Raw genomic sequence first — 24,421 nt, 5'->3', positions numbered from 1 at the left:
TTATTGCTAATCTACGGTATGGTCGCCATCTATTATGTGGTGTTTGTTAATACGCTTTATTTTTCCATACTGGCCTTATCATTTCGTAACATCTGGACGATCTTCCGGAGGTCACATTACTCCAAGTACAACACGTTATCCGGCTCGGAACTGGTTCCTTCGGTATCCCTGCTGGTGCCAGCGTACAACGAGGAACTGACGATTATTGAAAATGTAAACTGCCTCATGACACTGAACTATCCAACGTATGAAGTCATTGTCATTAATGATGGTTCGAACGACTCCACCTTGAAGGTGTTGCTGGAAGAATACCGGCTGAAGCCGGTGCCGAATACGCAGATTCGCGGAAAAATCTCCTGTCAGAAGATTCGCGGAATCTATCATAACCCGGACTTCCCGGATCTGTATGTCATCGACAAGGAGAATGGCGGTAAGGCCGATTCCCTCAACGCAGGGATTAATTTGTCCCATTATCCGCTGATCTCTTCCATCGATGCCGATTCACTTCTGGAGAAAGACGCTTTGATCCGCATGGCACGCATGTATATGGAGAATCCGGAAGAGACTGTTGCGATTGGTGGGGATGTCCGCATTGCCAACGGCTGCAAAATCGAAAACGGTGCGGTACAGGACGTATCCTTGCCACGCAAGATTTGGCCGATGTTCCAATCTATTGAGTATTTGAAAGCTTTCCTCGGCGGACGAATCGGCTGGAGTCACATGAACGGTCTGATCATCGTCTCTGGCGCATTCGGCATGTTCCGTAAGGATGCTGTTATCGCCGTAGGTGGATACCGCGACGGTTATCCAGGTGAGGACATGAACATTATTATCAAGCTTCACCGCTATATGCTGGAAAATAAACTCAAATACCGCGTCGCTTTCTGTCCTGAAGCGGTGTGCTGGACACAAGCGCCGGATTCGTACCGCATTTTGTCTAGCCAACGCAAACGCTGGGGCCGCGGGAATCTGAAAAACATGCTGGAAAATCGCGGCATGCTGTTTAATCCGAAATATAAGGTTATGGGTATGATTACCATGCCATATAACGTTATTTTCGAAGCACTGAATCCGTATTTCCGCATTACCGGACTGATCGCTCTGGCTGGATACGTGCTTCTGGACATGACCCAGTGGCCGATCCTCGTTTTGTTTGGATTGTTGAACTTTGTGAGTGGATATCTGCTGAGTGTTGGGGCGTTGATTCTGGAGGAGATTGCATTCAAACGATATAACAAGCTCTCCGATCTGGTCAAAATGCTGGTCTACTCCGCCCTGAAATTTGTGGGATATCATCAACTCGGCGTGCTGTGGAGATTGCAGGGACACATTCAGTTTTTGCAAAACAACAATTCATGGGGTACCATGACACGTCAAAGCTGGTCTGAGGAATCCAAGGACGCGAGCAAAGCGGCTTAATTGTAACAACATTATAGATGTTCAACTCCATTTTTACACGATGACGGAGAGGACAGAAATAATCTGAAAAAGCGTAGCGTTCACCTTTATCACTGGATTTTTCCCTTGAGAAAAGGGGATCAAAAAAATCCGGGGATAACAGTGATTGGAAGATTGTTCTGTCATCGGAGTATTTGTGTAAACGACTTGTTGAACTTGTATAGAACATGAAGAAGGGTGGAAAAGAACATGCCAAATACGGCGACATTGCAGCGTGAAGCTGCCGTTAATGTGTATCGCAATGTAGAACAGGGATTGAAGGAAACGGGTGCCGAAGCTTGTGGCTTAATGTTCATTCACTGTGCAGGTCAGGTTCAGCCGGAGCAGCAGGTCAGGACACATCTGGAGCAGGCGGGATATACGTCGTTCCAAGTATGGCAGGATAGTCATACACAGGCAATTGCTGTGCTGCTTCCAGGGCTTACGCTCGATGAAGTTCATTATGAAGGACTTCGTATCAAGCATGAGTTGCAAGAGAGTGCTCCTGGTGCTGATCCGCAGATCACACTGGCCAGTTTCCCGCCGGGGGAGCGCCCTTCGAAGGCAACGATTCAGCATATGGCCGAATCTTCGAAGCTTGTGGATTCATCGGAAATTCATATCTATACGCTGGAACATACGGCGGATGACCCTGAACGGATTCTGATCGTGGATAATGATCCGACGGTTCGAGAATTTTTGCAGCTGCGTTTGAAAATGCAAGGATACGAAACCTACGAAGCGGTGGATGGACTCGCTGCACTCGATCTGATCGAGAAAGTGACACCTGATCTGGTGCTGACCGAGCTGAATCTGTATGGCATCGATGGGCTTCCATTCATTCACCATATCCAGAAGCTGGAGATGGAGCAACCACCGAAAATCGTCGTGTTGACGGAACAGCGGGTGGAGCAGACGATCAGCCAATGTTTCAGCAGCGGGGTAGACGATTATATGACCAAACCGTTCTCACCTGTGGAGCTGGACGCCCGGATCAGACGCTGCCTGCACTAGAAGATAAGTAGATTAGAGTCACAACGCTTAATTACAATCACATCTATATGATTTGAACTAATTTTTTACACATTAACGGAGAGGACAGAAAAAACCTGAAAAAGCGAAGCTAAAAGCTTTCTGAAAGAAAGCTACATCGGAAGCATATGCTTCGCCTTTATCACCGGATTTTCCCTTTAACAAAAGGGAATCAAAAAATCTGGGGATAACAGCGATGGGAAGTTTATTCTGTCATCGGAGTGTCCGTGTAAATCCCCTTAGTTCAGCTCATATAAACAACATCAAATATATTGCGCGGAGGGAATATCATGGAGAATCAACAATTTCACACTTTACTGAACGCGATCGAAAATAAAGAAGCGGTACTGGGCGTTGTCGGCCTCGGTTATGTCGGCCTTCCCCTTGCGGTGGAGATGGTCAATCAAGGGTTCACCGTCATCGGCATCGACCTGGATGCTTCCAAAGTCGACAGCATCTACAATGGAGATTCCTATATTCACGATATTTCGTCCGACGAATTGAAAAAAGTAATGCAAAGCGGTCGCTTTCAGCCAACAACAGACTACAGCATGTTGCGTGTCATTGACGCACTGAGTATTTGCGTACCGACACCGCTCAGCGAAAACCAGGACCCGGATACCTCTTATATCGAGACGGTTGTTGATCAGATTAAACTGCATATGAAACCAGGTATGCTGATCACACTGGAAAGTACGACGTATCCAGGTACAACGGAAGAGTTGATCCAGCAGGAGCTGGACAAAATCGGACATGAGGCGGGCAAAGACTATTTCCTGTGCTTCTCACCTGAGCGAGTGGACCCATCCAACGGTCGTTTCACTACATTTAATACACCGAAGGTCATCGGCGGTACAACGGAAGCTTGTCTGAAACTAGGCACTGCGCTGTACAGCAAATATGTAGAGACTGTAGTTCCGGTATCTTCACCTAAAGTAGCGGAAATGTCCAAATTGCTGGAAAACACATTTCGCAGTGTCAACATTGCCTTTGTCAATGAAATGGCGATGATGTGTGATCGCATGGGTATCGATATTTGGGAGGTTATTGACGCGGCTGCGACGAAACCGTTTGGCTTTATGCCATTCTATCCAGGTCCGGGTATTGGCGGACACTGCATCCCGCTCGACCCGATGTATCTGTCGTGGAAGGCCAAAGGATTCCGTTTTTATAGCAAATTTATTGAACTGGCGCAATCCACCAATGACAATATGCCGTACTATGTACTGAATAAAACGTCAACAATCCTGAATGAATACGCGAAGTCTGTTCGTAAATCGAACATTCTCCTGCTCGGCATGTCGTACAAACCGAACATTGCCGATCTGCGTGAATCACCGGGACTGGAAGTATACGAGCTGTTCAAGGAAAGCGGCGCAAACGTTAACTATTACGACCCGCATGCAGAATCATTCAAAGACAAACATGGCGAAACCGTGCACAGCCAAGCCTTTAACCTGGAGCAGTTCAAAACGTATGATTGCATCGTGCTGATCACCAACCACAGCGACTTGCCTTATTATGACATTGCGGAACTGGGTGTACCAATTCTGGATACGCGTAATGCATTCCGCACGTACAATCACTCCCATATTTACAAGATCGGTCACTCGGTACAACATCCTGTGTTTGCACCAAGTGAAGCGGTTCTCGTCTGAGGCGACCGATGAGAATACAGGGCAAGTTGGCAGGTAAGGCGAAATGGGCTATTGTGGCTGTGGTGTTCTGCCTGCTGCTCCTGTCCTGGCTGTTCAAATGGTTTTCGCATGAGGAACACAAGGCAACCTGGCTGTGGGATACGTCGATCATTATCAAGCAGACACCTGAGATTATCGCATTCTCCAAGGAACAGGGCGTGGATACCATTTTCCTGCAAGTTCAGGATGAGGTGCCCGATGCGGCTTATCGCAAGTTCATTGCGGCTGCGACCAATGCCGAGATTGAAGTGCACGCGCTGAATGGTCATGCCGACTGGGCTTATCGCGAAAAGCGCGCAGAAGGACTTGCTTTTATTGAACGCGTGCGGGCATACAATTCTTCTTCTGCGAAGAATGAACGCTTTGAAGGCATTCAGCTCGATGTCGAGCCTTACCAGTTAAAACGCTGGGAGAACGAGCAGAGCAGTGTCATTGCCGAGTGGCAGAACAATATGGAGGTCTGGACGGAAGCCGGAAAGGCAGCAGGACTATATATGAGTGCAGCGATTCCATTCTGGCTGGATGCCCGGCAGTCTGCTGGAGGCAAGGAGACACTCAGTCGCTGGGTCATCTCCCGTTTCGATGCGGTAGCTATTATGGCTTATCGGGATAGCGGGCAGCAGATGTATGATCTGTCCAAGGAAGAGCTGGCTGAAGCGGATGATCTGGGCAAGAAGGTCTGGATTGGAGCAGAACTCGCGGATACACACGAGGGAGATCACTTGACCTTTTTCCGCAAGCCCATCAGCAATATGGACGAAGAGATGCAGAAGGTGTTTGAACTGGGCGCCTCACATTCATCGTTTGCAGGTGTGGCTGTGCATCATTATGAGGCTTGGTATGCGAAGCAAAATGGCATTCCGCTGGCGCGTAAGACCGGGGAAACGAAGGAAGAATCACAACATCAGAAACAATAACACAAGCTTTAACGTTTAGTTGATAATCCCTTCTGGGCAAAGCAGCAGGTATTCGTTCCTACTGTGTGTAGCTCAGAAGGGATTTTAATATTAACTAGAGGATGTGAAAGTGTAGAAATGGAGGTTTCTCTATGTCGAAAAGAGTGAAAATCAGTTTGATTGCTACTTTAGCGTTAGTTGTGGTTATATCAGGTTGGTGTACTTCAGTTTATTCGGTAATCCAATTCAAATGAAAGATGCTGAAGAGAAAGTGAGGGCCTACTTAATTCAACAAAAAAGGGTATACACCTGAGGAAATTATAGATACAACGGGGAACTATTCCTTTACAAGCTCAGAGGCTCCATATGGCGCTTCGGTAACATTTGCTGATGAGCCTAATAATAAATATCATTACATCCTTTTTAAGGACGGGCACATTGAGCAGTACAGTTATACGAGCGATGATCCTATACATCTGGAGTCTCGGATTAGATAAAAGTTGTCCCAACTGGTGCGCTCGTTCCCCGTTTTGGAAACATTCTACCTTTGTGAACAAGGTGTAGCGTAAGTTACTCTTTACTCACTTGTACCGTTTTCGTCTGAGAGTTATAAGAAACATTAATGTCGTAGACCGAAACGATATCTTTTAGCGGAAAATAAATGCGGTTTTGAATCAAAAGTACGGGATCACTCAATCGAAATGACTCATCATTGTGCTGGAACGTATCACTTCCAACTTTGAACTGTAATTCTGGGGTAGGAATTGCAAAGTCTTCATTGAGTACCTTAAACGTTTTGGTTTCGGATTGAAAGGATAACGCTTTGGAATTAATTTGGAACGGAAGGCAATTCACGAATCCGTCGAGATCAACGTAGGTGTGCCCTTTAATAATCAGACCTGTAAATGATTTTTCACCCAGCACATCGGATTTGATGTTCACCGTTGAGCCGGAAGCGGGGGGAGAAGCCGCATTTACGGATGAACTGAAGCCAGCCATAGCAAGAGTTAGCCCAGTCACCACTAAAAACTTGGAAATACGCATGATATCCACTCCTTTGATATTCCTTTGGTATATTCACTAGGATTAACGTAAGAACCGGTACATAAGTTACATATGTTAGGAGTAAGTTTTAGGAAGTGCAAGATGAGATTTTTTCGTACTGAATAAGGCAAATCCCGATCACTCGCATAGTGAAGGGGCTTGCCTTATTCAGGTTATTTTTGCGCTTGAGAACAGGAAAGTGTCCCCTTAGCTCGCCGGTTCTCTTAACCAACTCAACTAATCTAATCACTCTACTGTTCTGTTGTCGTCGTTCGGTAACGGTTAGGAGGCAGACCGACTTGCTTTTTAAAGGCTTTGGAAAACGAAAATAAGTCCGGGTAACCCACCGAATGAGCTACCTCCGTTAAGCTCAGCGTGGTCTGTACGAGCAGGAGCTTGGCTTGCTTCATTTTGAGCTGCTGAATATATTGCACAGGGGACAAGCCGTAAGCTTTGCGAAACTGTTTGGCAAAGTGGGTTCGATCCACTCCTGCATGGGCAGACACACCTTCCACCGAAATGCCGCCTGCAAAATGAAGTTCAATGTACTCTTTCCCTTTTTGAAGCCAGGGGGTGGCTACATCCGGTTGCAAGTCTTTGGTCGCCGGAGAGCGTGCAATGCGGTCGAAAAGGCCGAGAAACCGGATCAGTCGCCCCAAATCACTGGCACTGTCCCGCGGTTTACGAACGTCCTCCATAAATGAACGCATGTTGCTAGCTGTTTCGGGCGTGAGTACACCTGAACGGTACGGACTCTCAGAACTTAAGCCAATTCGGGAGAGCAGTTCAGCGGCATATGCTCCGTCAAAGGCGATAAATACTTTTTGCAGAGGATGGTTGGGATCTGTCCAGTACTCATGGGTCACATGAGGAAGCAGACAGAAAGCATCTCTGGCTCGCAGGGGATACTGCTGTCCGTTCTGAATAAATGTACCTTCCCCCTCCAACACAAATAACAAGTAGTGATAAGGCGTAGTTCGAGGACCTATATGATAATTGCTTTTGGCAATGTTATGGCCAATGCGTAACGGCCATGCACCGCTGGCCTTCTCAAATTCAGACGGAGTGAAAAATAGAATATCCAAAAACTCGTGGTGGTCCTCCTTCATGCGCTCAAGCTCGGTCACCAGGAACACCTCTTTATTGTATAAGTATCGTCGATATCATCTAAAAGATTCATTTATAACCTATTATACAGGTGGGTTTTATATAAATTCAAGATCAGGTAAACCTGAATTCGGAAAATGACCACAAAATGACAAAAATAAATTGCCGCGAAATGACATTGATCACAGACAAATCAATTGATATGATGTCCATACCTATTAAACCAAGTTAATTAATCGGCTTTTAGATGTGTACTTTACAAAACAATTAGAAATTAGGCGCACTTTAAAAATAGGGTTTAACGAGTGCGAACATAGTGGAGGGGACGAAATCGATTCTGAAGAAACGTAGTGTTCGCCTTTATCTCCGGATTTTCCCTTTGGAAAGGGAATCGAAAAATCTGGAGATAACAGCGATCGAAAGAACGATTCGTACCCGGAACGGCCATGTTGCACAACACCGATCTTATTTTTAACATGAGACTTTATTTATCCATAGAAGGGACTGACGTGAATGAGTGAACAGGAAGAGATGAAATTTGGATGGTTTTTACCCACCGCTGGAGATGGGAAGTATGTAGGTGTAGAGCCGGAGCGTGAGCCAAGTCTGGATTATCTGGTGCAGGTGGCACAGACGGCGGAAACGGCCGGATTCGAATTTGTACTCATTCCGACAGGGGGAGCCTGTCTGGACGCGTGGGTGGTCGGCTCGGCGGTAATGAGTCACACCAAGACATTGCGTCCCCTTGTAGCGATTCGCCCGGGGCTTGTGACACCCGTACTTGCGGCTCGCATGGGTGCGGCACTGGATCAGCTGTCTGGCGGTCGCGCCATGATTAACGTAGTTACAGGCAGTTCGGTTCGAGATCTGGAAGAACTCGGTGATCCGCTGGCACATGCGCATGATGAACGGTATGTTCGCGCAAGCGAGTATATGGAAGTCATGAAGCGTTCGTGGACACAGTCGACAGGCTTGAATCTGACGGAATTCGCCGGAAGTGGCGCACAATCAAGCGAACCAAATCCTGAATTCAACGGTCAATATTACAACTTCAAAGGCCCGGTAGGCATGCCGGAGACGGTACAGAAGCCATTCCCTCCATTCTATCTTGGAGGAAGTTCTCCGATTGCCAAGCGAGTGGCCGTTGAACATGCAGATACCTTCCTGATGTGGGGCGAGCCGTATGACTGGATTCAGGAACAGATTGAAGAGATCGAAGTCATTCGAGAGCAGGTAAAAGAGGAGACAGGTCAAGATCGTCAGCTCCGTTACGGTATGCGTGCTCAGGTGCTCATTCGGGATACGGAAGAAGAGGCATGGGCAGCGGCATGGGAGATCATCAGCAAAGTACCGCCGGAAGCGATTGAAAAGGCCAAAGCCGCCTTTGCCGAGACGGATGCCACCAACCAACGCAGACAAAATGAGCTCCGGGAACTGTCCGAGAAGCAACAGTTTGTCGTTGGGCCGAACCTGTGGACAGGTTTGTCGGTGGTGCGTTCCGGGGGAGCCATCCTCATCGTGGGTACAGCAGAGCAGGTTGCAGAACGTTTAATGGAATATGGAGACCTGGGCGTGACGACATTTATTCTATCCGGTTATCCGCATCTGGAAGAAGCCGAAATCTTCGGCAAGACCGTGATGCCCATCATCCGCGAGAAATGGAAAACAAGACAGAAACAGCAGTCTATTACTGCTAACTTAGGAGGTCGTCTTTCATGAAAAAAACGAAAAAAATGATCCTGCCGCTTGTCAGTATGCTGGTGATGTCCATCCTGCTGTCCGCTTGCGGCGGTGGAAATAATGCGGCATCCGGAGAGAACGGCTCCTCAGGTTCAGGTAAAGTGACCATTAGCTTCATGCACTGGCGCGGCGAGGATTCCGAAGCATTTAACAAGACGATCGACGCGTTTGAAAAAGAAAATCCGAACATCCATGTGGAGATGCAGACGCTCCCTTCGGATCAATATCAATCCACCGTGCAATCCAAAATCAGCGACGGCTCCACAGGGGATGTGTTTGCGTCTTTCCCGGGCGCTCAATTCCAAGCGTTCAGCAAAGCCGGACTGTTTACGGATCTGACGGGATCATCCTTCCTGTCGGCTTATAATCCGAAACTGATTGAAGCTGGACAGCATGATGGCAAACAATATGCGATTCCGTACCAACTTGTATATAACGATCCAATCTATAACGTCAAACTGTTTGAAAAGTACGGCCTGACCCCACCGAAAGATTGGGAAGGGTTCCTGGCGCTGTGCCAGAAGCTGAAAGACAATGGCATTATTCCGATTGCCTTTGCCGGAGCGGACATTGGTCCGGGTCAATTCATGAATACGATGGTGATGAACAATGCGCCGAGTGACGACATTTTTACCAAAGTTGAAGCAGGCGAAGCCAAACTGACAGATGAGTTCTGGGTAAAAACGTTGACGCAAATCAAAGAACTGAACGATAAAGGATACTTCCAGCAGGATGCACTGGGTACGAAAGACCCGGCAGCAGGTGCACTGTTTATTCAGGAAAAGGCAGCCATGCTCGCAAGTGGATCGTATCAACTTGCTCAGAACAAACAACAAAACCCGAATCTCGAGCAAAAATTGCTCGCACCGATTACGGTAAGTGCCGACCAGGCGAAATATGAGGGAGTGCATACGACCACATTCATGCTTGCGGTAAACAGCAAATCGAAACACCCGGAAGAAGCGAAGAGATTCCTTGAATTCCTGAGCAAACCGGATGTAGCTGGGGCATACGCCAACCAAACGGGACAGAATGTAACGGTGAATGAAGTGAAGTATGATACACCTGAGCTTCAGGTTGCGGGAGAATGGGCGAACAAAAAGACCGTGTTCCAGCCACGGTTTACCATCCTGAACGGAGATAACCAGAAGGCGGTAACCAACTCCATTCAGGCCGTGTTAAGCGGTACTTCTCCAGAAGAAGCCGCACAGCAAGCACAAGCGATCATTGATCAGCATATCGGGAAATAAACGATGAAAAACCGTATTCAGCTATCCCTGTTTCTGTTACCCGGATTGCTGCTGTACGTTGGATTGTTCGTATTTCCTACATTGACGGGGCTGTTCTACTCCTTTACGGATTGGGACGGGGTATCCCCGTCGTATGCATTTGTAGGGCTGGATAATTACAAGGACAGTCTCAGCAGCATCGTATTTCGCAAAGCCTTCGGCAATAACGTGGAGTTTATGTTAACCGTTGTCATCGCACAAACCTTTATTTCACTCGTTCTAGCCCTGCTTCTGGTACGCAATACCAAGACAAAAGTGGTACTTCGGGCGTTGTATTTCCTACCTGCGATTCTGTCGTCGGTATCCGTTGGTCTGATCTGGGCGTTCATGTATGACCCGTCCATTGGACTGATCAATTATGGACTAAACGAGGCGGGCATGAGCAGCATGGCTCGTAACTGGATCGGTGATCCGAAGATTGCGATTTTCTCTATCGCTGCGGTGCAGGTTTGGGCTCACGCAGGACAGATGATGATTGTGTTCATCGCAGGTCTGCAAGGCATTCCAGCAGAACTGTACGAAGCGGCACGTATGGACGGCGGGAGCAAATGGCAGGTATTCCGTACCGTGACCTGGCCGCTGCTGGCTCCATCGGCAACGATTGTGGTAGCCTATACGACCATCCAGTCGTTCAAGGCCTTTGATCTTATTTTCACGATGACGGACGGAGGTCCGAATTACGCCACTGAGATTTTGACTACCTATATTTATCATACGGCCTTCGGGAGTTATTCCTTTGGTCTCGCTTCTGCCGGTTCGATGATCTTCCTGGTGCTGCTTGCGCTGTTGACATTGTTGCAGTTCAAGGCTTTGCGTGCAGACCGGGTAAGCTATTAACGGATAAACGATGGCTTCTTTTCGTCAGCGTTATCGGCGAGATATGGCAAGTCAAAATGTATACAAGAGTATGTGAAAGAGCCATTGTAGAGAATCGAGAGATGTGTTCGAAAAATACGAGCTAGTTGATGCTAATGTTGAATGCAGAGAGTAGTTATAAGTGTAGGTTAAGAAGATGAGGAAGGAGGGATTTTTTATATGGTTTTAAAATGGTTCAATCGACTGATTCTGTTTGTGTACGCACTACTGATCCTTGTGCCGTTGTATTTTGTATTTGTATCTTCGTTCAAAACAAGCAGTAACTTCTTCACCAGCCCATTCAGCTGGCCGGAGCCGTTTACGTGGGATAATGTGACGGGTTTGTTCCGTAATCAGCCGATGTGGCAGTACTTCGGGAACAGTATGATTGTGACGCTCGGCACAGTTGCGATTGAACTGTTGCTAAGTAGCATGATTGCGTACGCCATTGTACGCTGGGGTGGCAGTGTAGGCAAAATAGTGTTTGCACTCTTTGTTGCTGGTCTAATCGTACCGTCCCAGGTCAGCATGTTGCCGATCTATTCCCTCACACGTACGCTCGGATGGTCCGACAGTCTGACAGGCTTGATTATCGTGTCGGCGGCCATGCTGATGCCCGTTTCTGTGTTCATGCTGACGGGGTTCATGCGTATGCTGAATTCGGAAATTTTGGAAGCAGGTAGTATGGATGGCGCAAACGAGTGGAGACTCTTCACCCGAATTGCTCTGCCACTCGCAGCACCTTCACTGGCGGCAACGGCAACGTTTCTGCTGGTGATGGTGTGGAATGACTTGCTCATTCCGATGCTTATGCTCACCAGCAAGTCAAAACTGACCTTGCCACTTGCCCTGATGCAATTCCGCGGGGAGTACGTGACGAATTATCCGATGATGCTGACTGGCGTTCTTGTGACAGCGATCCCGATGATTGTGCTGTTCTTGCTACTTCAGCGTTATTTCGTCGCAGGTCTGACCGCTGGTTCCCTTAAAGGTTGAGGGTCGAGAAGAAGACTGAGAGATCCTTTACAAAATCGAGTTCGTTTTATATTCGTTGTAAATTGGCGTCACGTCGTATTTTGCATTGATTTCTGGTGCATTCTGCATAATAATGGTTTAGTGTCAGGATGACTACATAGAGATCAAGGGAGCTATTAATCTGATGAGTAAATTGGAAGTGTTGCGGAATCCCAAGCAGCGCAAGCTGCTGTTCAGTGCCGGCATGAGCTGGCTGTTTGATGCGATGGAGGTCGGCATGATCTCCTTTATCGTAGCTGCACTCGCGAAGGAGTGGAGTCTTAGTCCCGGACAAGTCGGGGTGCTGACAAGTATCAACTCTATCGGGATGGCACTAGGTGCCTTGCTCGCAGGTGCACTCGCAGATCGTTTTGGACGAAAAGCAATTCTGATGTGGACGTTGCTGATCTTCACGATTGCAAGCGGTCTATCTGCACTGGCGACTGGCTTTGCTGTGTTGTGTGCACTACGTCTCGTTGCAGGGATCGGTCTTGGCGGCGAGCTGCCCGTAGCATCTACGCTGGTATCGGAATCGATGCCTACAGCGGAACGTGGACGTGCGGTTGTGTTGTTGGAAAGCTTCTGGGCAGGGGGCTGGATTGTATCGGCGCTGATTGCCAATTTTGTAATCCCTGAGTATGGGTGGAGAATTGCATTTGCCATTGGAGCTCTTCCGGCGTTCTACGCGCTGTATTTACGCCGTGCCATCCAAGATCCTCCGCGGTACAAGAATCACACGAAATTGCACAAAATTACATTCCGCGAGAAGGTTGCCACGGTGTGGTCCGCACCGCATCGCCGCACCACATTAATGCTATGGATTTTGTGGTTTACCGTTATTTTCTCGTATTATGGCATGTTCTTGTGGTTGCCTTCGGTTGTGATGGCGAAAGGCTTTACGTTGGTCAAAAGTTTCCAGTATGTGTTGATCATGACGATCGCACAGTTGCCAGGTTACTTCACTGCTGCGTATTTCATTGAACGTTTTGGCCGCAAATTCGTACTTGTCGTGTACCTTACTTTGACTGCGTTCAGTGCGATTGCCTTTGGATTGGCAACGACAGAAGCAACTATTTTAGCCGCTGGAATCTGCTTATCGTTCTTCAACCTGGGAGCTTGGGGCGGATTGTACGCTTACAGTCCAGAATTGTATCCAACATCCGTGCGTTCCACAGGCGTTGGACTGGCTACATCGGTAGGCCGGATCGGGGGCGTACTTGCACCATTTATGGTAGGTATGCTTGTTCAGAAGGCAGTTCCAATCAGCCTGATTTTCACCATTTTCTTCGTGACCATTCTCATTGGAGCAGCTGCTGTGCTGTTCTGGGGCCGGGAAACGAAAGGGCAGGAACTCGCCGAGTAATGTTCAGAAAATTTTAGCGCAACTTTTGTGCGGGTCTGTTTGCCTACGGAAGTGGAGGCTAGATTAGCGGTAAAAGGTTGATATAAGAAGAGGTATGACCCTGATACGACCATGGGCTCATGCCTCTTTTTGATCTGTGCAGGACTCATTTTTTCATGCTCCATCGGTCCGATAGACGGGCAATTTTTGATATCCTATAATGACACTCGGGATGTCCATCCGAGAGGATTCAGGGGGAAGCCGTATAACTGGATTCAGAAAAATGGAGGGTTAAGGAAATGACGAATAAGAAGAATACAATGAGCGAAATGCATATGACGAGTGAACAGCATAGCGTGTACGAAATGGTGCGAGTTGATGAAGAGGCAGGGATGAATATCATATATGGGTATTCTGATCCGAATGATCTGCGCACGAGTGCAGACGATATGAAACCTATTACCGTGAGTCGTAAAGTCACCCATCGCAGGGGTAGAAAGACGAACAAAAGAGCAGGCCGAGTCAGTATGCTTCTTGGGGCCTGTGCAATGACGCTTGGACTTACCGTTGCCGCGCCTTCGGCTGGGGCACAAAAATTGGAGCAGGGCATTCGCAGTGAACATGTGGTGAAATTGCAAGAGCAGCTGAACGAGTTAGGATATTTTGACGCTGGAGTGACAGGTTATTATGGTACGATTACCAAGAGCGCCGTTCGCGAGTTCCAACAAGCGCAGGGACTAAGCGCCGATGGTGTAGCAGGGCCTGTGACGCTGAACAGGCTAAACCAAAAAGTCAAAGCCGAAGGTGAAACGCTGCGTCAACTGGCGAAGCTGATCCATGGGGAAGCACGTGGGGAATCTTTTGAAGGACAAGTTGCTGTAGGAGCAGTTGTCTTAAACCGGGTACAATCGGGAGAGTTCCCGTCATCCATCTCCGAAGTCATTTTCCAGAAAGGCCAGTTCACAGCGGTGGACGATGGTCAATTTAATCTGAAGCCAACCGCAACCTCGTTCAAGGCTGCACGCCAAGCTCTCAACGGTGTCGACCCAACGCATGGCGCGCTATTTTATTATAATCCGAAAATTGCCACGTCCGAGTGGAGCAAGAGCAGACCGACACTGCTGACGATTGGTCAGCATGATTTTACGAGATGATGCAGGGAAGGCAGATAGATAAATACTGAACTTTAATAAATAATAAACCCCGGCTGAACGTTTCTTTGGAACTGTTTCGTCGGGGTTATTTGTAAGGGTATTAGGAAAAGGTGTGGTAAGACAAGAACAGATGCAGTTCATAGTAGCTAATCTTGAATTGTGAATCGAATAGTCAACAAAGTCGGATCTAAAATAAATTACAACGCTGCTGTAGAATAGACATATCCGATTATAAAGAGAAAATAATCAAAGTCAGGGTGAATAAAGATGAAGTTACTAAAGACCTCATTGGCTGTAGTGGCTATAATAATTATTGCTTCTTTTGCATGGTACGGATCTTATAAAAGTGATATGAAGAAGCTTGAAGATGAGTTGAGGACGTATTTAACGGTTGAAAAAGGAATAGATGAGCAGACGATCACAAGTATCACAGCTCGCCGTAGTAAAATGCCGATGTATCCTGTTGTTGTTAAATTTAAGGACAATCCGGAGGAGCATATCTACTACTATAGAGAAGATGAATGGATTCAGCTTGCGCCTGATCCGAATTCGTAAACTTTTGTGAAGACGTAAGCTTAATACGCCTCACGATTGGATTCATCTGCCTAATCCTGTACAATGAATAACGACATAACAACGGTAGATTAAGGATGGATTAACACGATGCGAATTATTATATCACCAGCCAAGAAGATGAAGGTCGACACCGATCTGATGGCTAGCGCACAAATGCCGCAATTTATAAACGAGTCAGAACAACTCCTGAGTCTGCTTCAGACGTTATCCTATGATGAGCTCAAAGCGCTCTGGAAGTGCAACGACGCTATCGCGGAACTGAACATGGAGCGGATTCGGAGCATGAATGTAAAAGAAAATCTTACACCAGCCATCTATTCGTATGAAGGCATTCAGTATCAATATATGGCGCCTGGCGTTTTTCAGCAGGAAGAGCTGGCGTATCTGGAGCAGCATTTACGCATATTATCCGGTTTTTATGGCATGTTGCGGCCTTTGGATGGGGTTACCCCTTATCGGTTGGAGATGCAAGGCAAGCTGCAAGGCCCAGGGTTCAAATCGCTCTATCAGTTCTGGGGCAGCAAGCTGGCAGATCAGCTTCAGGCAGAGAGTAACTGCATTCTCAATCTGGCTTCCAAAGAGTATAGCAAGAACATCACTCCTTTTTTGAAGGAGAAAACCCGGTTTGTCACTTGTGTATTCGGACAAATGGTTGGTGGGAAACTTGTGGAGAAGGCAACCCGCGCCAAAATGGCCAGAGGTGAGATGGTACGTTATATGGCAGAGCGGAAGCTAACAGATGTGGAAGATATCAAAGGATTCGATCGGTTAGAATTTGTTTTCTCGGAAGAGATGTCGGATGAGAGTACTTATGTGTTTATTTATTCAGAGGAAAAGTAGTAATGGAGCTTATTTAATATGTAAGAGAGTAACAATCTGTTTTATTCTATCCAAGAGTCGCCATTTGGCGGCTTTTTTTGTTTTATTTACACCCTTAAAAGGAAAATAGTCCCTAAAATCAAGGACTAAATAACTATTACCTAAATTAAGGAAAATGACGATACTTATAATTCGACCATCTTTATCTCTTTTAAGGGATGAATTGGAAGATGAATATAAAGGAGGAAAAGAAATTTCATGAATTTACGAAAAGGCTTTATTATTTTTTTAGTTTTCTGGCTTGCTATTGGAACCATGCTTCCAACCAGCGGTTATGCACTTTCAGATCCATCAGCTTCAATAATAACGTCCGAAATCACGGGTGATGATGTTAACCGTTCTACGGAGGATGCAGTGCTGTTAGGGCAGGCGGATGTAGAGGGTTGGGATCCAGATTTCTATGAAGAACCTGAGGATGTAAATGAAGGTGAAGAACATATGAAGGAATCAGACCCGTTTACGGTGACGGATGATACATACGGAGAGCACATGTTCACTACCCAAGCAGCGGCTTTGGCGAACGAAACACTAGTCATGAATCCGGGAGAATCATATACATTCACCAATACCGGGACCGTTGCCAGGAGTTTAAGTATCAATGCATCAACCTCAAGAGGCAGTGCATATGATTATGCCAATTATAGACCGGACGGAAGTATTTCAGGTGATAATTTAGACTTTACCGGAAGTATAACGGTAAATTCAGGCTACACGATCGTCATTACATCAAGCGGGAAAAATCCTTTCACCGTTACGGTTCGACCGGAGTTTTCCTATGGTGTGTCCACAAACCCTGCGATGCACCGAGTTACTTTGTCCAAAGGAGAAAGTTACCGCTTCTTCAATGAAGGATCACAGTCAAGAGTTTTAAGTGCGGATACTTCCACAACCCAGGATAAGAAGATAGATTACGCTGTTTACAAAGAAGATGGTAGCCTTGTAAGTTCAAATTTTCAAACTACAGGCAAGCCTTCGGTTGCTGGAGGAAATGAAGTTATTATTACAGGTGCAGGTTCACAGCCTGTTAGTGTTGGTTTTCCCTATGAAGTATACACGGGTGACTGGAGTGACGAGCCGGCGTATACACGAGTAACTTTGAATCAAGGAGAGAGTTATCAGTTTACGAATATTAGTTCCAAATCGGATGCGCTTCAGAGTGATGGAACCTCTAAAGATAAACATGATTACGTTGTTTATCTTCCCGATGGTACAGAAAGTACGACCGGGACCAATTCAACCACAAAGCCGACGATCGCTGCGGGCCGAACAGCTGTGGTGACACTGGTAACCTCAACACCTGTAACTTACGGTGTACCATACAGAACTTTCGATGTTCAGAGAGCTGGCGGAGATGCGATAACAAGAGTGACCGTATATCCTGGCGAATCTGTTATTTTCCGGAACAATGGATCATTAGCCAACCCAATTAAAAACAATGCGAGCAGCGCCAACGGAGCTGTGTTTGATTACACCTTGTATACCTCGGAAAATGTTGTGCATTCTGACGGCTTTAACAAAAATATCAATCCAATCATTCGATCCCAAGGTTACGCCGTTGTATCCGTTGTAGGACAAGTTCCGATTGAGTTTAGTTACACGGATGATTTTTCCTTTGAATACAGCCTGGAACCATCCCATCACCGTGTAACGTTGAACCAAGGGGAAAGTGTGACATTCTGGAACTATGGTAAAAGTCAGGAATATCTCGACAGTGATGCTTCATCGAATAACAAATCTCGTTTATTTGATTATGTAACTTATTACCCCGATGGTACGGAGCGCAGCACCAAAAAATCAACCTCAACTGCTCCGGTAGTATTTTATGGGAACAAAGCCGTAATTACAGGTGTATCTTCACAACCTGTTACAATAGGTGCCATTTATACGATTTTTGATGTAGAGGATCGGCCTAATGAAGCATTGAGTAAGATTACTGTTGAACCGGGACAATCGGTGAAATTCCATAACGGAGGTTCACTTTGGAATCCAATCCGTAGTAATGCGAAGTCGGTGGCCTCACTCTATGACATTGTTGTATATAAATCAGATGGCAAAGCATATAGTGACAAATTCAATAACAATGGTAGTCTCGTTAACATTCCATCTGGCGGTGAAGCCATTGTTACCGTCGTAGGAAGCAAACCTGCGTTATTTGAATATACAGACGATTTCTCCGTCGTGAATAGTCAGGAACCCGCTTATTTACGTGTAACGTTAAACAAAGGTGAGAGTTATGCCTTTACAAATATAAGCTCCGATTCCAAGAGAATCAGGACGGATGCCTCTAGTAATCAACAGAAAGTCTTTGATTATATCATCTACAATTCAGATGGAACGGAATCATCCAAGAGAACAGCGGTTGCTTTTGATCCCCTTGTCGTGGGGAGTAAAAAAATTGTCGTTACGAATATTTCCGAGCAAGCGATAACGTATGGAGGGATTTATCGTATTTTCCGTGGACAAGACGACGAAGTCCCATCACCTGAAACGGAAATTACGGTAAAGCAGGGACAGAGCGCAGTCTTCACGAATCCGGGTTCAACGACGGCTCTAATAAATCGGGTAGGAACAAACAGTTCCATTGTTGATTTTGTAGTTTACGAAGGAACCGATAAATTCTTGCATCTAACGGCAGGTTCGGACTTGGATGCTTGGGACATACCTGCTGGCGGAACACTCGTGATGACTGCAATATCTTCTGAGCCAGTAACGATTCAATACAGTGCACCTGTGATAGCTAGTCCCAGTCAGGAGCCTGCACTCCTTAAACGAAATTTGGAGCCGAACACCACGGCGATATTCTCTAATACATCTTCTTTCTCATCCGTGCTCTTTACATCTCAATTAGGAGGATTGGTCTACGATTACGTAATCCGTAATCAGAACCAAGTCGTTGTTAAAGAAGGGGAAAATGCAGTAGGACCGCAACATGTACCTGGAAGATCGGATATTCAGGTGCATAATGTGTCAGACCAAACGTTGAAATTCGTAGCTCCATACCGCAATTTTACGGTCAAGCAAGTGGAAGTAGAGTTTATGACTTTGTATGAGAACACAGAGACAGAGCTTCCCAAAGTGCAACAGGGGAATGTCTACTATCGATTCAGCCCTTACAACTCAGCCAAATATCGTATCGCGATAAAAGAATCAGAGGATTTTTCCATTGAGCCGCGGATTGAATTGTATGAGGACAAGGAACTCAGCATACCTCTAGTTGCTTCAGTAGATCAGGAGCAGGTGTATGGCGAGCAATATACGGTGCTTGAATGGGATCTGCAGGGTGGGAAAACATATTATCTCAAACTGAGTGAGAAGAATGGAAAAACGATAAAAGGAAGTATAAAAGCGGCTACTATGCGAATCCGCAATGATAACAGCTATGAATACGGTTATGCGAATCAGCTACTAAAAGTCGTGCTGTATACAGGAGATCAGATTGTATTTGAGTATGACCGTAACGGTAATTTAACGAAAAGAACAAAGAAAATTTTCCCATTTAATTAATGATTGTTAATACTAGGTTGAGGTGATGAAGTGTTTAAGAAAATAACATTGATATGGTTATGTGCGATATTAGTTTTTAGTGGGCTTGGCTCTTTTGCGTATGAAGGGCAGGCTGCGGCGGCATCGTCGTCAGAAGGAAGAGATACTCTTCCTTCTGCTACCTATATTACAATTCATAGTTTACAAGAGCAGTTTGGTATTCAAAAGGAATGGATCAGAGCGAAACTGGATCAAGGTTACTCCTTGTATCAGTTGTATAAGGCGTTACAGACAGATCGCTCAGGCGGTGCGGCTGCCGAGAACTGGCTTCAAACCCAGAAAATCAGCGAACCGCTTACAATGGAGGGGCTACGCCCTTCCTCATCTACACCGTCGGATTCATCTCAGCTCAAACCATTTTCAATCCTTGCCGTTGACGATGAAGTTCCAGGTACAGGAACAACCGTGGATCAAACAGGGCTTGATCATGTCGATCTTCGGGATGAAGCATCCCGGTATATGACGTCTTATGGAGCTGAGTCCATCTCAACCGCTACAGGGGAGATGACGATTCAAAGTGCCGATCTGTCCCTTCCGGGTTTGATTCCCTTCGAACTGACACGTATTTATGATACAGCTAGAGCGAATGGACAGCTTGGTGTGGAGTATGACGCAGCGACTCAAACGTATTCTAATGCGGTAACACCGCGTAAAGAAACAGCTGCGGGCCTTGGGCAGGGCTGGCGTTGGGATCTACCTTTTATGGAACAACGTGGTGAGAACCAGTACATTTATGTTCCAGGTGTGGGCTATTATCGTTTAAACGCAAATTTGGAACTAGTAGGTTATGTGTGGAATGACATTTCACTGAAAAGAGATGCGACTGTAACGGTGGATGGAGTAGCCAGCAGTTATCGTTTGTCCATCCGCAACGGGTACGAGTATTTGTTCACACAAACGGGAGAATTGTTGCAGATTACGGATGCCTACCGAAACACGGTGAATTTCATATATACGAATTCAAATGGTAACCGTGTTATCTCTCGTATCGAAAATAGCGAAGGTCAAGCGCTGACATTTACGTATAGCGATCTGAAAATGACTATTCAGCTTGCTGGAACGGATCGGAAAGTGACCTATACACAGCGTGAGGACGGAGATATTCGTATTCTGAGAGAGTTTACGGATGCGCTGGATCGAACAACGACCTATACGTATTATTATCCGGAATCCAAATTCAACTTTTTACCGGAGCTTCAACAAAATCAGAGTGCACATGGTGTGATGCATACGGCGCTGCTGTCGCGTATTACAAGCCCATCCTCAGCGATAACAGATTATGCGTACATACCGGCTTTGAAACAGGTTGGAACGTCTTCCGTACATTTTGTATACAAAGTAAGAGAGCGTAAAAGTCATTTTAGTTCAACAGATGGCAAAGGTGATCTGGACAAAGTTAATTTCGAATACTCTGGAGAGGATCTGGAGTCATACGGTCAATCCGCTTCATGGACGACCGAAGTGAAATCAGGAAATACGGTGGATACATGGAAGTTCTCCAAATCATTCGGTGCAGCTGCACAGCCGGATTTAATCCGGGTGGACAAGCATGAATTAAGTGCAGATGATGTCGTCTATAACACAGAGTACAAGTACGATAGCCAAAATAATCGGAATCTGCCGACAGAACAATCCGAATGGACTAGCGAAAGTGGTCGTACAGGAGATAAACTGACTACTACGGTGACTTATGATACGAACGGAATGGTTACTTCCGAAAAGCAAAGTACGGGACAAGAAACGACTTATGCCTATGAAACCGGGAAGTCTCCGTACTTTTGGATCCAACCTATTCGTACTACGACTAAGATTAATGACAGGTTAGAAAGATACACGGAAACGACTTATAATGGACAAGGATCTGTATTACGAAGTGTAACCAAAAACGGATACGGAGGACAGATATTATCCGACTCCGAGATCAAACTCGACGCGAAAGGCAGAGTTGTCACGACAACGGATAAAGGCGGTTATCTGGCTAAAGACCGCGTGGTGACGCTGAGTTATGATGCGAATGCGGGACATCTAGTTCAATCGAAATCAACCATTGTCAATGATATTGCCGGGAAGGCAACTCCTTACGTTGATTCATATGAATATAATGGTGCTAGTGAACTGAAAAAAGTAACCGATGCTTCCGGTGAAGAAGAAACGTATCAGTATGACCAAGCCGGACGGGTTCTTCAAGTCACCCATGCGGATGGCACAAAATCAGTCACTACCTATGATGATGTGAGAAATATAATTACCAACACCGCCCCGGACGGTATGGTTACCAAAGAGCGGTATAATCCGTTAGGTCTTCTGGCAGAAGAACAGACGGCAGAGGCTACCTATAAGTATGCCTACGATCGTGAAGGAAATGTCACTGCGGTTGAAGATGCTGAAGGAAATGTAACCCGATTCGTCGTAGATGCGTTGGGCCGAACAACCAAGACTCAATACCCGGATACGACCACAGCTAACACAGCGTATAACGCTGTAGATCGAACGGTAACGTATGAAGATGCCGCTGGCAACAAAACCCGTGAAACAAGAGATGTACTGGGCCGCGTGACAGTGATGGAAGAATATCAGAACGGTGCATACGTTCCACTGCAACAGAAAGAGTATGATCTGGATAGTAATGTGACGACATCCATTGATGGTAACGGCGAACGGACAACGTATACGTATGATGCTATTGGTCAAATTGCAACGGCAACAACACCGAAGCAAGAGACAAGCCGGTATTTCTACAGCTATCAAGGTCAGACGACTCAGGTCGTATCAGCGAATGGTCAGACGGTTACCAAACAGTATGATGAACTGGGCAGGCTGATTAAACAGACTCCCCCTATTCAGGATGGCTCTGCAACCAGTTACTACTATGATAAACGAAGCAATCTGATCAAAAAGCAGGATCGACTTGGAAAAGTCACCGAATACACGTACAACAGTGACGACATGCTCACAAGCATGAAGGCACCAGATACGAGTGTATCGTATACGTATGATGCTGTTGGGCGCAGAACCTCCATGACCGACGACCATGGTAAAACGACGTACAGCTATCAGCAATCAGATGGAATGTTGGACGGATTAACATTTCCAGACGGAACACAGTTGAGTTATGAAAATAATACACAGCAACGTCTGGGATACACGTTGACCGATGTAAAGGGACAAGCCCTGCGTATTCACGGCGAGCTCGATGCGATGAATCGGGTCACTTCCATGGATATTACCTCGGGTACAGGAGGAGCCTCTGCTCTTGCTTCATCGGGAACAACACCGGTAGATCGTATGACGTTCAGTTACAAACCGAATAGCTTACTGGAAAAACTATCATTTGGTAAAGGGCTCAGTACGAGCTACCAATTTAACGGATATGACCTTTCAGGGGTTACGATCTCTCAAGGGACTTCCGCAGTTCAACAGTTTAGCTATGAGTACGACGGTAACAAAAACATGACGACCCGTACCCAAAACGGAAAAACGGATCAATACACTTATGATGAATTGAGCCGGATTCAGACTGAAACGGGCACGCAAAAAGAAACGTACACCTATGACCAGAACGGTAACCGATACAGTACCGGAAGCGGAAAAATATACGGTCTGAAGGATGCACAGTATACGTATGACAGTCAGAATCGTATGGTTAAAGCTACCGGAGAAGGTAAAACCGTAAGCTGTAGCTATAACGGCGATGGATTGTTGTACGAGCGTACCGAAGGCGAGCAAACCATTCGGTATTACTATGACGAAGAAGCCAAACTGATGGCTGAGGCTGTAGTAACATCAGGAAAATCAGAGCTTGCTTACGTTTATATCTATGACTTGTATGGGCAGCTATGGGCTCGTCAGGACAAAAAGACGGGCAAACTGGAGTACTACCAGTTGAACGGACATGGTGACGTTGTTGGCCTTGTGGACGATGCAGGCGAAGTTCTAAACAGTTACACATACGATATCTGGGGCGGACCGTTAACCAAAGAAGAAACGGTACCGAATGTACTTCGATACGCAGGAGAATACTGGGATGACACCGTAGGTCTGCAATACTTGAGAGCTCGCTGGTACGACCCAGGCATGGCCCGTTTCATCGGTGAGGATACGTATGAAGGGGAACTCAACGATCCACTGAGTTTGAATCTGTATTCGTATGTTCACAACAATCCGTTGAAATATGTGGATCCGAGTGGGCATAGACTTTTTCCTACAGGCACGGGCTACACAAATCGTCAGATTATAAATCATTGTACGAATGTTGGTATAAAAACTTGCTGGAATGAGTTTTACTCTGGTACGCTAAAAGCATCTATGGCAGTAGCGAATTTTATGATTGTGGATGATATCAACACAATTCGTGATGCAAATGCTTCAACTTTCAGTAAAACCCTTGCTGCTGCTAACTTTATACCTATATCTAAGTTTGTAAAAGGTGGAAAGTTGTTTTATAAACTTGCCTCATCATCAGGTAGGGAAATAGAAAGAGCAATTGAGTTTTCAACTTTACTCTCTAGTAAAAAAACGGGTCATATTGGAGAACTTCTGAAGGACTCTGCCCAGAATCCGAAATTAAAAGAGGTAATTAATCAGCTATGGAGACCTGAGAAACCAGGTTTTATAGGTAATGGTGGTACAGCTGATTTTGTTAGGAAACAAATTAGATATGGTTTATCGCTGGGACAGACAGATCATATCAATAAAGCTAAAGAGAGACTAAGAAATCTACAGAAGATTATGGCTTCTGGTAAATTGGATGAGAATGATTATGCTCTTGCAAATGCGATTTACAATGATTTGAAAAAGGCTTTGAATGCAAAATAGG

At 46.1% G+C, this 24,421-nt stretch carries 16 protein-coding genes; 14 read left to right on the top strand and 2 right to left on the bottom strand.

Going from position 1 to position 24,421, the window contains the following annotated elements:
- Positions 1-18: 18 nt before the first annotated feature.
- The 4 genes from BLQ13_RS18200 to BLQ13_RS18185 all read left to right on the top strand — a co-directional run bounded on the left by BLQ13_RS18200 (position 19) and on the right by BLQ13_RS18185 (position 5,083).
- Entirely contained in the window at positions 19-1,419 is a 1,401-nt protein-coding gene (locus BLQ13_RS18200; protein WP_208606804.1) for a glycosyltransferase family 2 protein, read from the top strand.
- 228 nt (positions 1,420-1,647) lie between these two features.
- A complete protein-coding gene (locus BLQ13_RS18195; RefSeq protein WP_090922675.1) occupies positions 1,648-2,451 on the top strand; it encodes a response regulator transcription factor in 804 nt (267 codons plus the stop codon).
- A 308-nt stretch (positions 2,452-2,759) separates the two neighbouring features.
- Positions 2,760-4,127, top strand: a complete 1,368-nt coding sequence (locus tag BLQ13_RS18190; protein WP_090922673.1) for a nucleotide sugar dehydrogenase — start codon at positions 2,760-2,762, stop codon at positions 4,125-4,127.
- An 8-nt stretch (positions 4,128-4,135) separates the two neighbouring features.
- Positions 4,136-5,083, top strand: coding sequence for a hypothetical protein (locus BLQ13_RS18185; RefSeq protein ID WP_090922671.1), 948 nt, complete (start codon positions 4,136-4,138; stop codon positions 5,081-5,083).
- 549 nt (positions 5,084-5,632) lie between these two features.
- On the opposite strand, the gene BLQ13_RS18180 is transcribed toward BLQ13_RS18185, so the two are convergent.
- Complete coding sequence (locus BLQ13_RS18180) at positions 5,633-6,106, bottom strand: stalk domain-containing protein (protein ID WP_090922669.1); 474 nt, start codon at positions 6,104-6,106, stop codon at positions 5,633-5,635.
- Between the two features lie 251 nt (positions 6,107-6,357).
- Positions 6,358-7,233: a helix-turn-helix transcriptional regulator gene (locus tag BLQ13_RS18175; protein ID WP_244159364.1), complete on the bottom strand. Its 876-nt coding sequence runs from the start codon at positions 7,231-7,233 to the stop codon at positions 6,358-6,360.
- A gap of 493 nt (positions 7,234-7,726) precedes the next feature.
- On the opposite strand from BLQ13_RS18175, the gene BLQ13_RS18170 reads away from it, so the two are divergent.
- The 10 genes from BLQ13_RS18170 (at position 7,727) to BLQ13_RS18125 (ending at position 24,420) form a co-directional block, all read left to right on the top strand.
- Positions 7,727-8,932, top strand: a complete 1,206-nt coding sequence (locus tag BLQ13_RS18170) for an LLM class flavin-dependent oxidoreductase (protein WP_090922667.1) — start codon at positions 7,727-7,729, stop codon at positions 8,930-8,932.
- Positions 8,929-10,203, top strand: coding sequence for an ABC transporter substrate-binding protein (locus tag BLQ13_RS18165; RefSeq protein WP_090922665.1), 1,275 nt, complete (start codon positions 8,929-8,931; stop codon positions 10,201-10,203). The genes BLQ13_RS18170 and BLQ13_RS18165 overlap by 4 nt, the downstream gene beginning before the upstream one ends.
- A 3-nt stretch (positions 10,204-10,206) precedes the next feature.
- On the top strand, positions 10,207-11,079 hold the full coding sequence (locus tag BLQ13_RS18160; protein ID WP_186811624.1) for a carbohydrate ABC transporter permease: 873 nt from the start codon (positions 10,207-10,209) through the stop codon (positions 11,077-11,079).
- Positions 11,080-11,277: 198 nt separating this feature from the next.
- The gene (locus tag BLQ13_RS18155; RefSeq protein ID WP_090922663.1) at positions 11,278-12,093 is read left to right on the top strand and encodes a carbohydrate ABC transporter permease; all 816 of its coding nucleotides are present in this window, start codon (positions 11,278-11,280) and stop codon (positions 12,091-12,093) included.
- A gap of 163 nt (positions 12,094-12,256) precedes the next feature.
- Positions 12,257-13,474, top strand: a complete 1,218-nt coding sequence (locus BLQ13_RS18150) for an MFS transporter (protein ID WP_090922661.1) — start codon at positions 12,257-12,259, stop codon at positions 13,472-13,474.
- Positions 13,475-13,752: 278 nt separating this feature from the next.
- Positions 13,753-14,607: a cell wall hydrolase gene (locus tag BLQ13_RS18145; RefSeq protein ID WP_244159363.1), complete on the top strand. Its 855-nt coding sequence runs from the start codon at positions 13,753-13,755 to the stop codon at positions 14,605-14,607.
- 267 nt (positions 14,608-14,874) lie between these two features.
- Positions 14,875-15,162 carry a DUF3139 domain-containing protein gene (locus BLQ13_RS18140; protein ID WP_090922659.1) on the top strand — a complete coding sequence of 96 codons (288 nt, stop codon included), beginning with the start codon at positions 14,875-14,877 and terminating at the stop codon, positions 15,160-15,162.
- Positions 15,163-15,270: 108 nt separating this feature from the next.
- On the top strand, positions 15,271-16,023 hold the full coding sequence (gene yaaA / locus BLQ13_RS18135) for a peroxide stress protein YaaA (RefSeq protein ID WP_090922656.1): 753 nt from the start codon (positions 15,271-15,273) through the stop codon (positions 16,021-16,023).
- A 237-nt stretch (positions 16,024-16,260) separates the two neighbouring features.
- The gene (locus BLQ13_RS18130; protein ID WP_090922654.1) at positions 16,261-19,566 is read left to right on the top strand and encodes a hypothetical protein; all 3,306 of its coding nucleotides are present in this window, start codon (positions 16,261-16,263) and stop codon (positions 19,564-19,566) included.
- 30 nt (positions 19,567-19,596) lie between these two features.
- Positions 19,597-24,420, top strand: a complete 4,824-nt coding sequence (locus BLQ13_RS18125) for an RHS repeat-associated core domain-containing protein (protein ID WP_090922652.1) — start codon at positions 19,597-19,599, stop codon at positions 24,418-24,420.
- Position 24,421: the final 1 nt, after the last annotated feature.

The sequence above is a fragment of the Paenibacillus polysaccharolyticus genome, assembly GCF_900102085.1.
GTDB lineage: Bacteria > Bacillota > Bacilli > Paenibacillales > Paenibacillaceae > Paenibacillus > Paenibacillus polysaccharolyticus.
The sequence above is the reverse complement of the archived record's forward strand: the minus strand, read 5'-3'. Positions and strand labels throughout refer to the sequence as shown.

Excerpts from the sequence above, each read along its gene's own strand:
- BLQ13_RS18195 (WP_090922675.1), top strand. The coding sequence starts at position 1,648 with ATGCCAAATACGGCGACATTGCAGCGTGAAGCTGCCGTTAATGTGTAT.
- BLQ13_RS18170 (WP_090922667.1), top strand. The coding sequence starts at position 7,727 with ATGAGTGAACAGGAAGAGATGAAATTTGGATGGTTTTTACCCACCGCT.
- BLQ13_RS18165 (WP_090922665.1), top strand. The coding sequence starts at position 8,929 with ATGAAAAAAACGAAAAAAATGATCCTGCCGCTTGTCAGTATGCTGGTG.
- BLQ13_RS18200 (WP_208606804.1), top strand. The coding sequence starts at position 19 with ATGGTCGCCATCTATTATGTGGTGTTTGTTAATACGCTTTATTTTTCC.
- BLQ13_RS18190 (WP_090922673.1), top strand. The coding sequence starts at position 2,760 with ATGGAGAATCAACAATTTCACACTTTACTGAACGCGATCGAAAATAAA.
- BLQ13_RS18180 (WP_090922669.1), bottom strand. The coding sequence starts at position 6,106 with ATGCGTATTTCCAAGTTTTTAGTGGTGACTGGGCTAACTCTTGCTATG.
- BLQ13_RS18130 (WP_090922654.1), top strand. The coding sequence starts at position 16,261 with ATGAATTTACGAAAAGGCTTTATTATTTTTTTAGTTTTCTGGCTTGCT.
- BLQ13_RS18155 (WP_090922663.1), top strand. The coding sequence starts at position 11,278 with ATGGTTTTAAAATGGTTCAATCGACTGATTCTGTTTGTGTACGCACTA.
- BLQ13_RS18145 (WP_244159363.1), top strand. The coding sequence starts at position 13,753 with ATGACGAATAAGAAGAATACAATGAGCGAAATGCATATGACGAGTGAA.
- BLQ13_RS18160 (WP_186811624.1), top strand. The coding sequence starts at position 10,207 with ATGAAAAACCGTATTCAGCTATCCCTGTTTCTGTTACCCGGATTGCTG.
- BLQ13_RS18185 (WP_090922671.1), top strand. The coding sequence starts at position 4,136 with ATGAGAATACAGGGCAAGTTGGCAGGTAAGGCGAAATGGGCTATTGTG.
- BLQ13_RS18150 (WP_090922661.1), top strand. The coding sequence starts at position 12,257 with ATGAGTAAATTGGAAGTGTTGCGGAATCCCAAGCAGCGCAAGCTGCTG.
- yaaA (WP_090922656.1), top strand. The coding sequence starts at position 15,271 with ATGCGAATTATTATATCACCAGCCAAGAAGATGAAGGTCGACACCGAT.
- BLQ13_RS18140 (WP_090922659.1), top strand. The coding sequence starts at position 14,875 with ATGAAGTTACTAAAGACCTCATTGGCTGTAGTGGCTATAATAATTATT.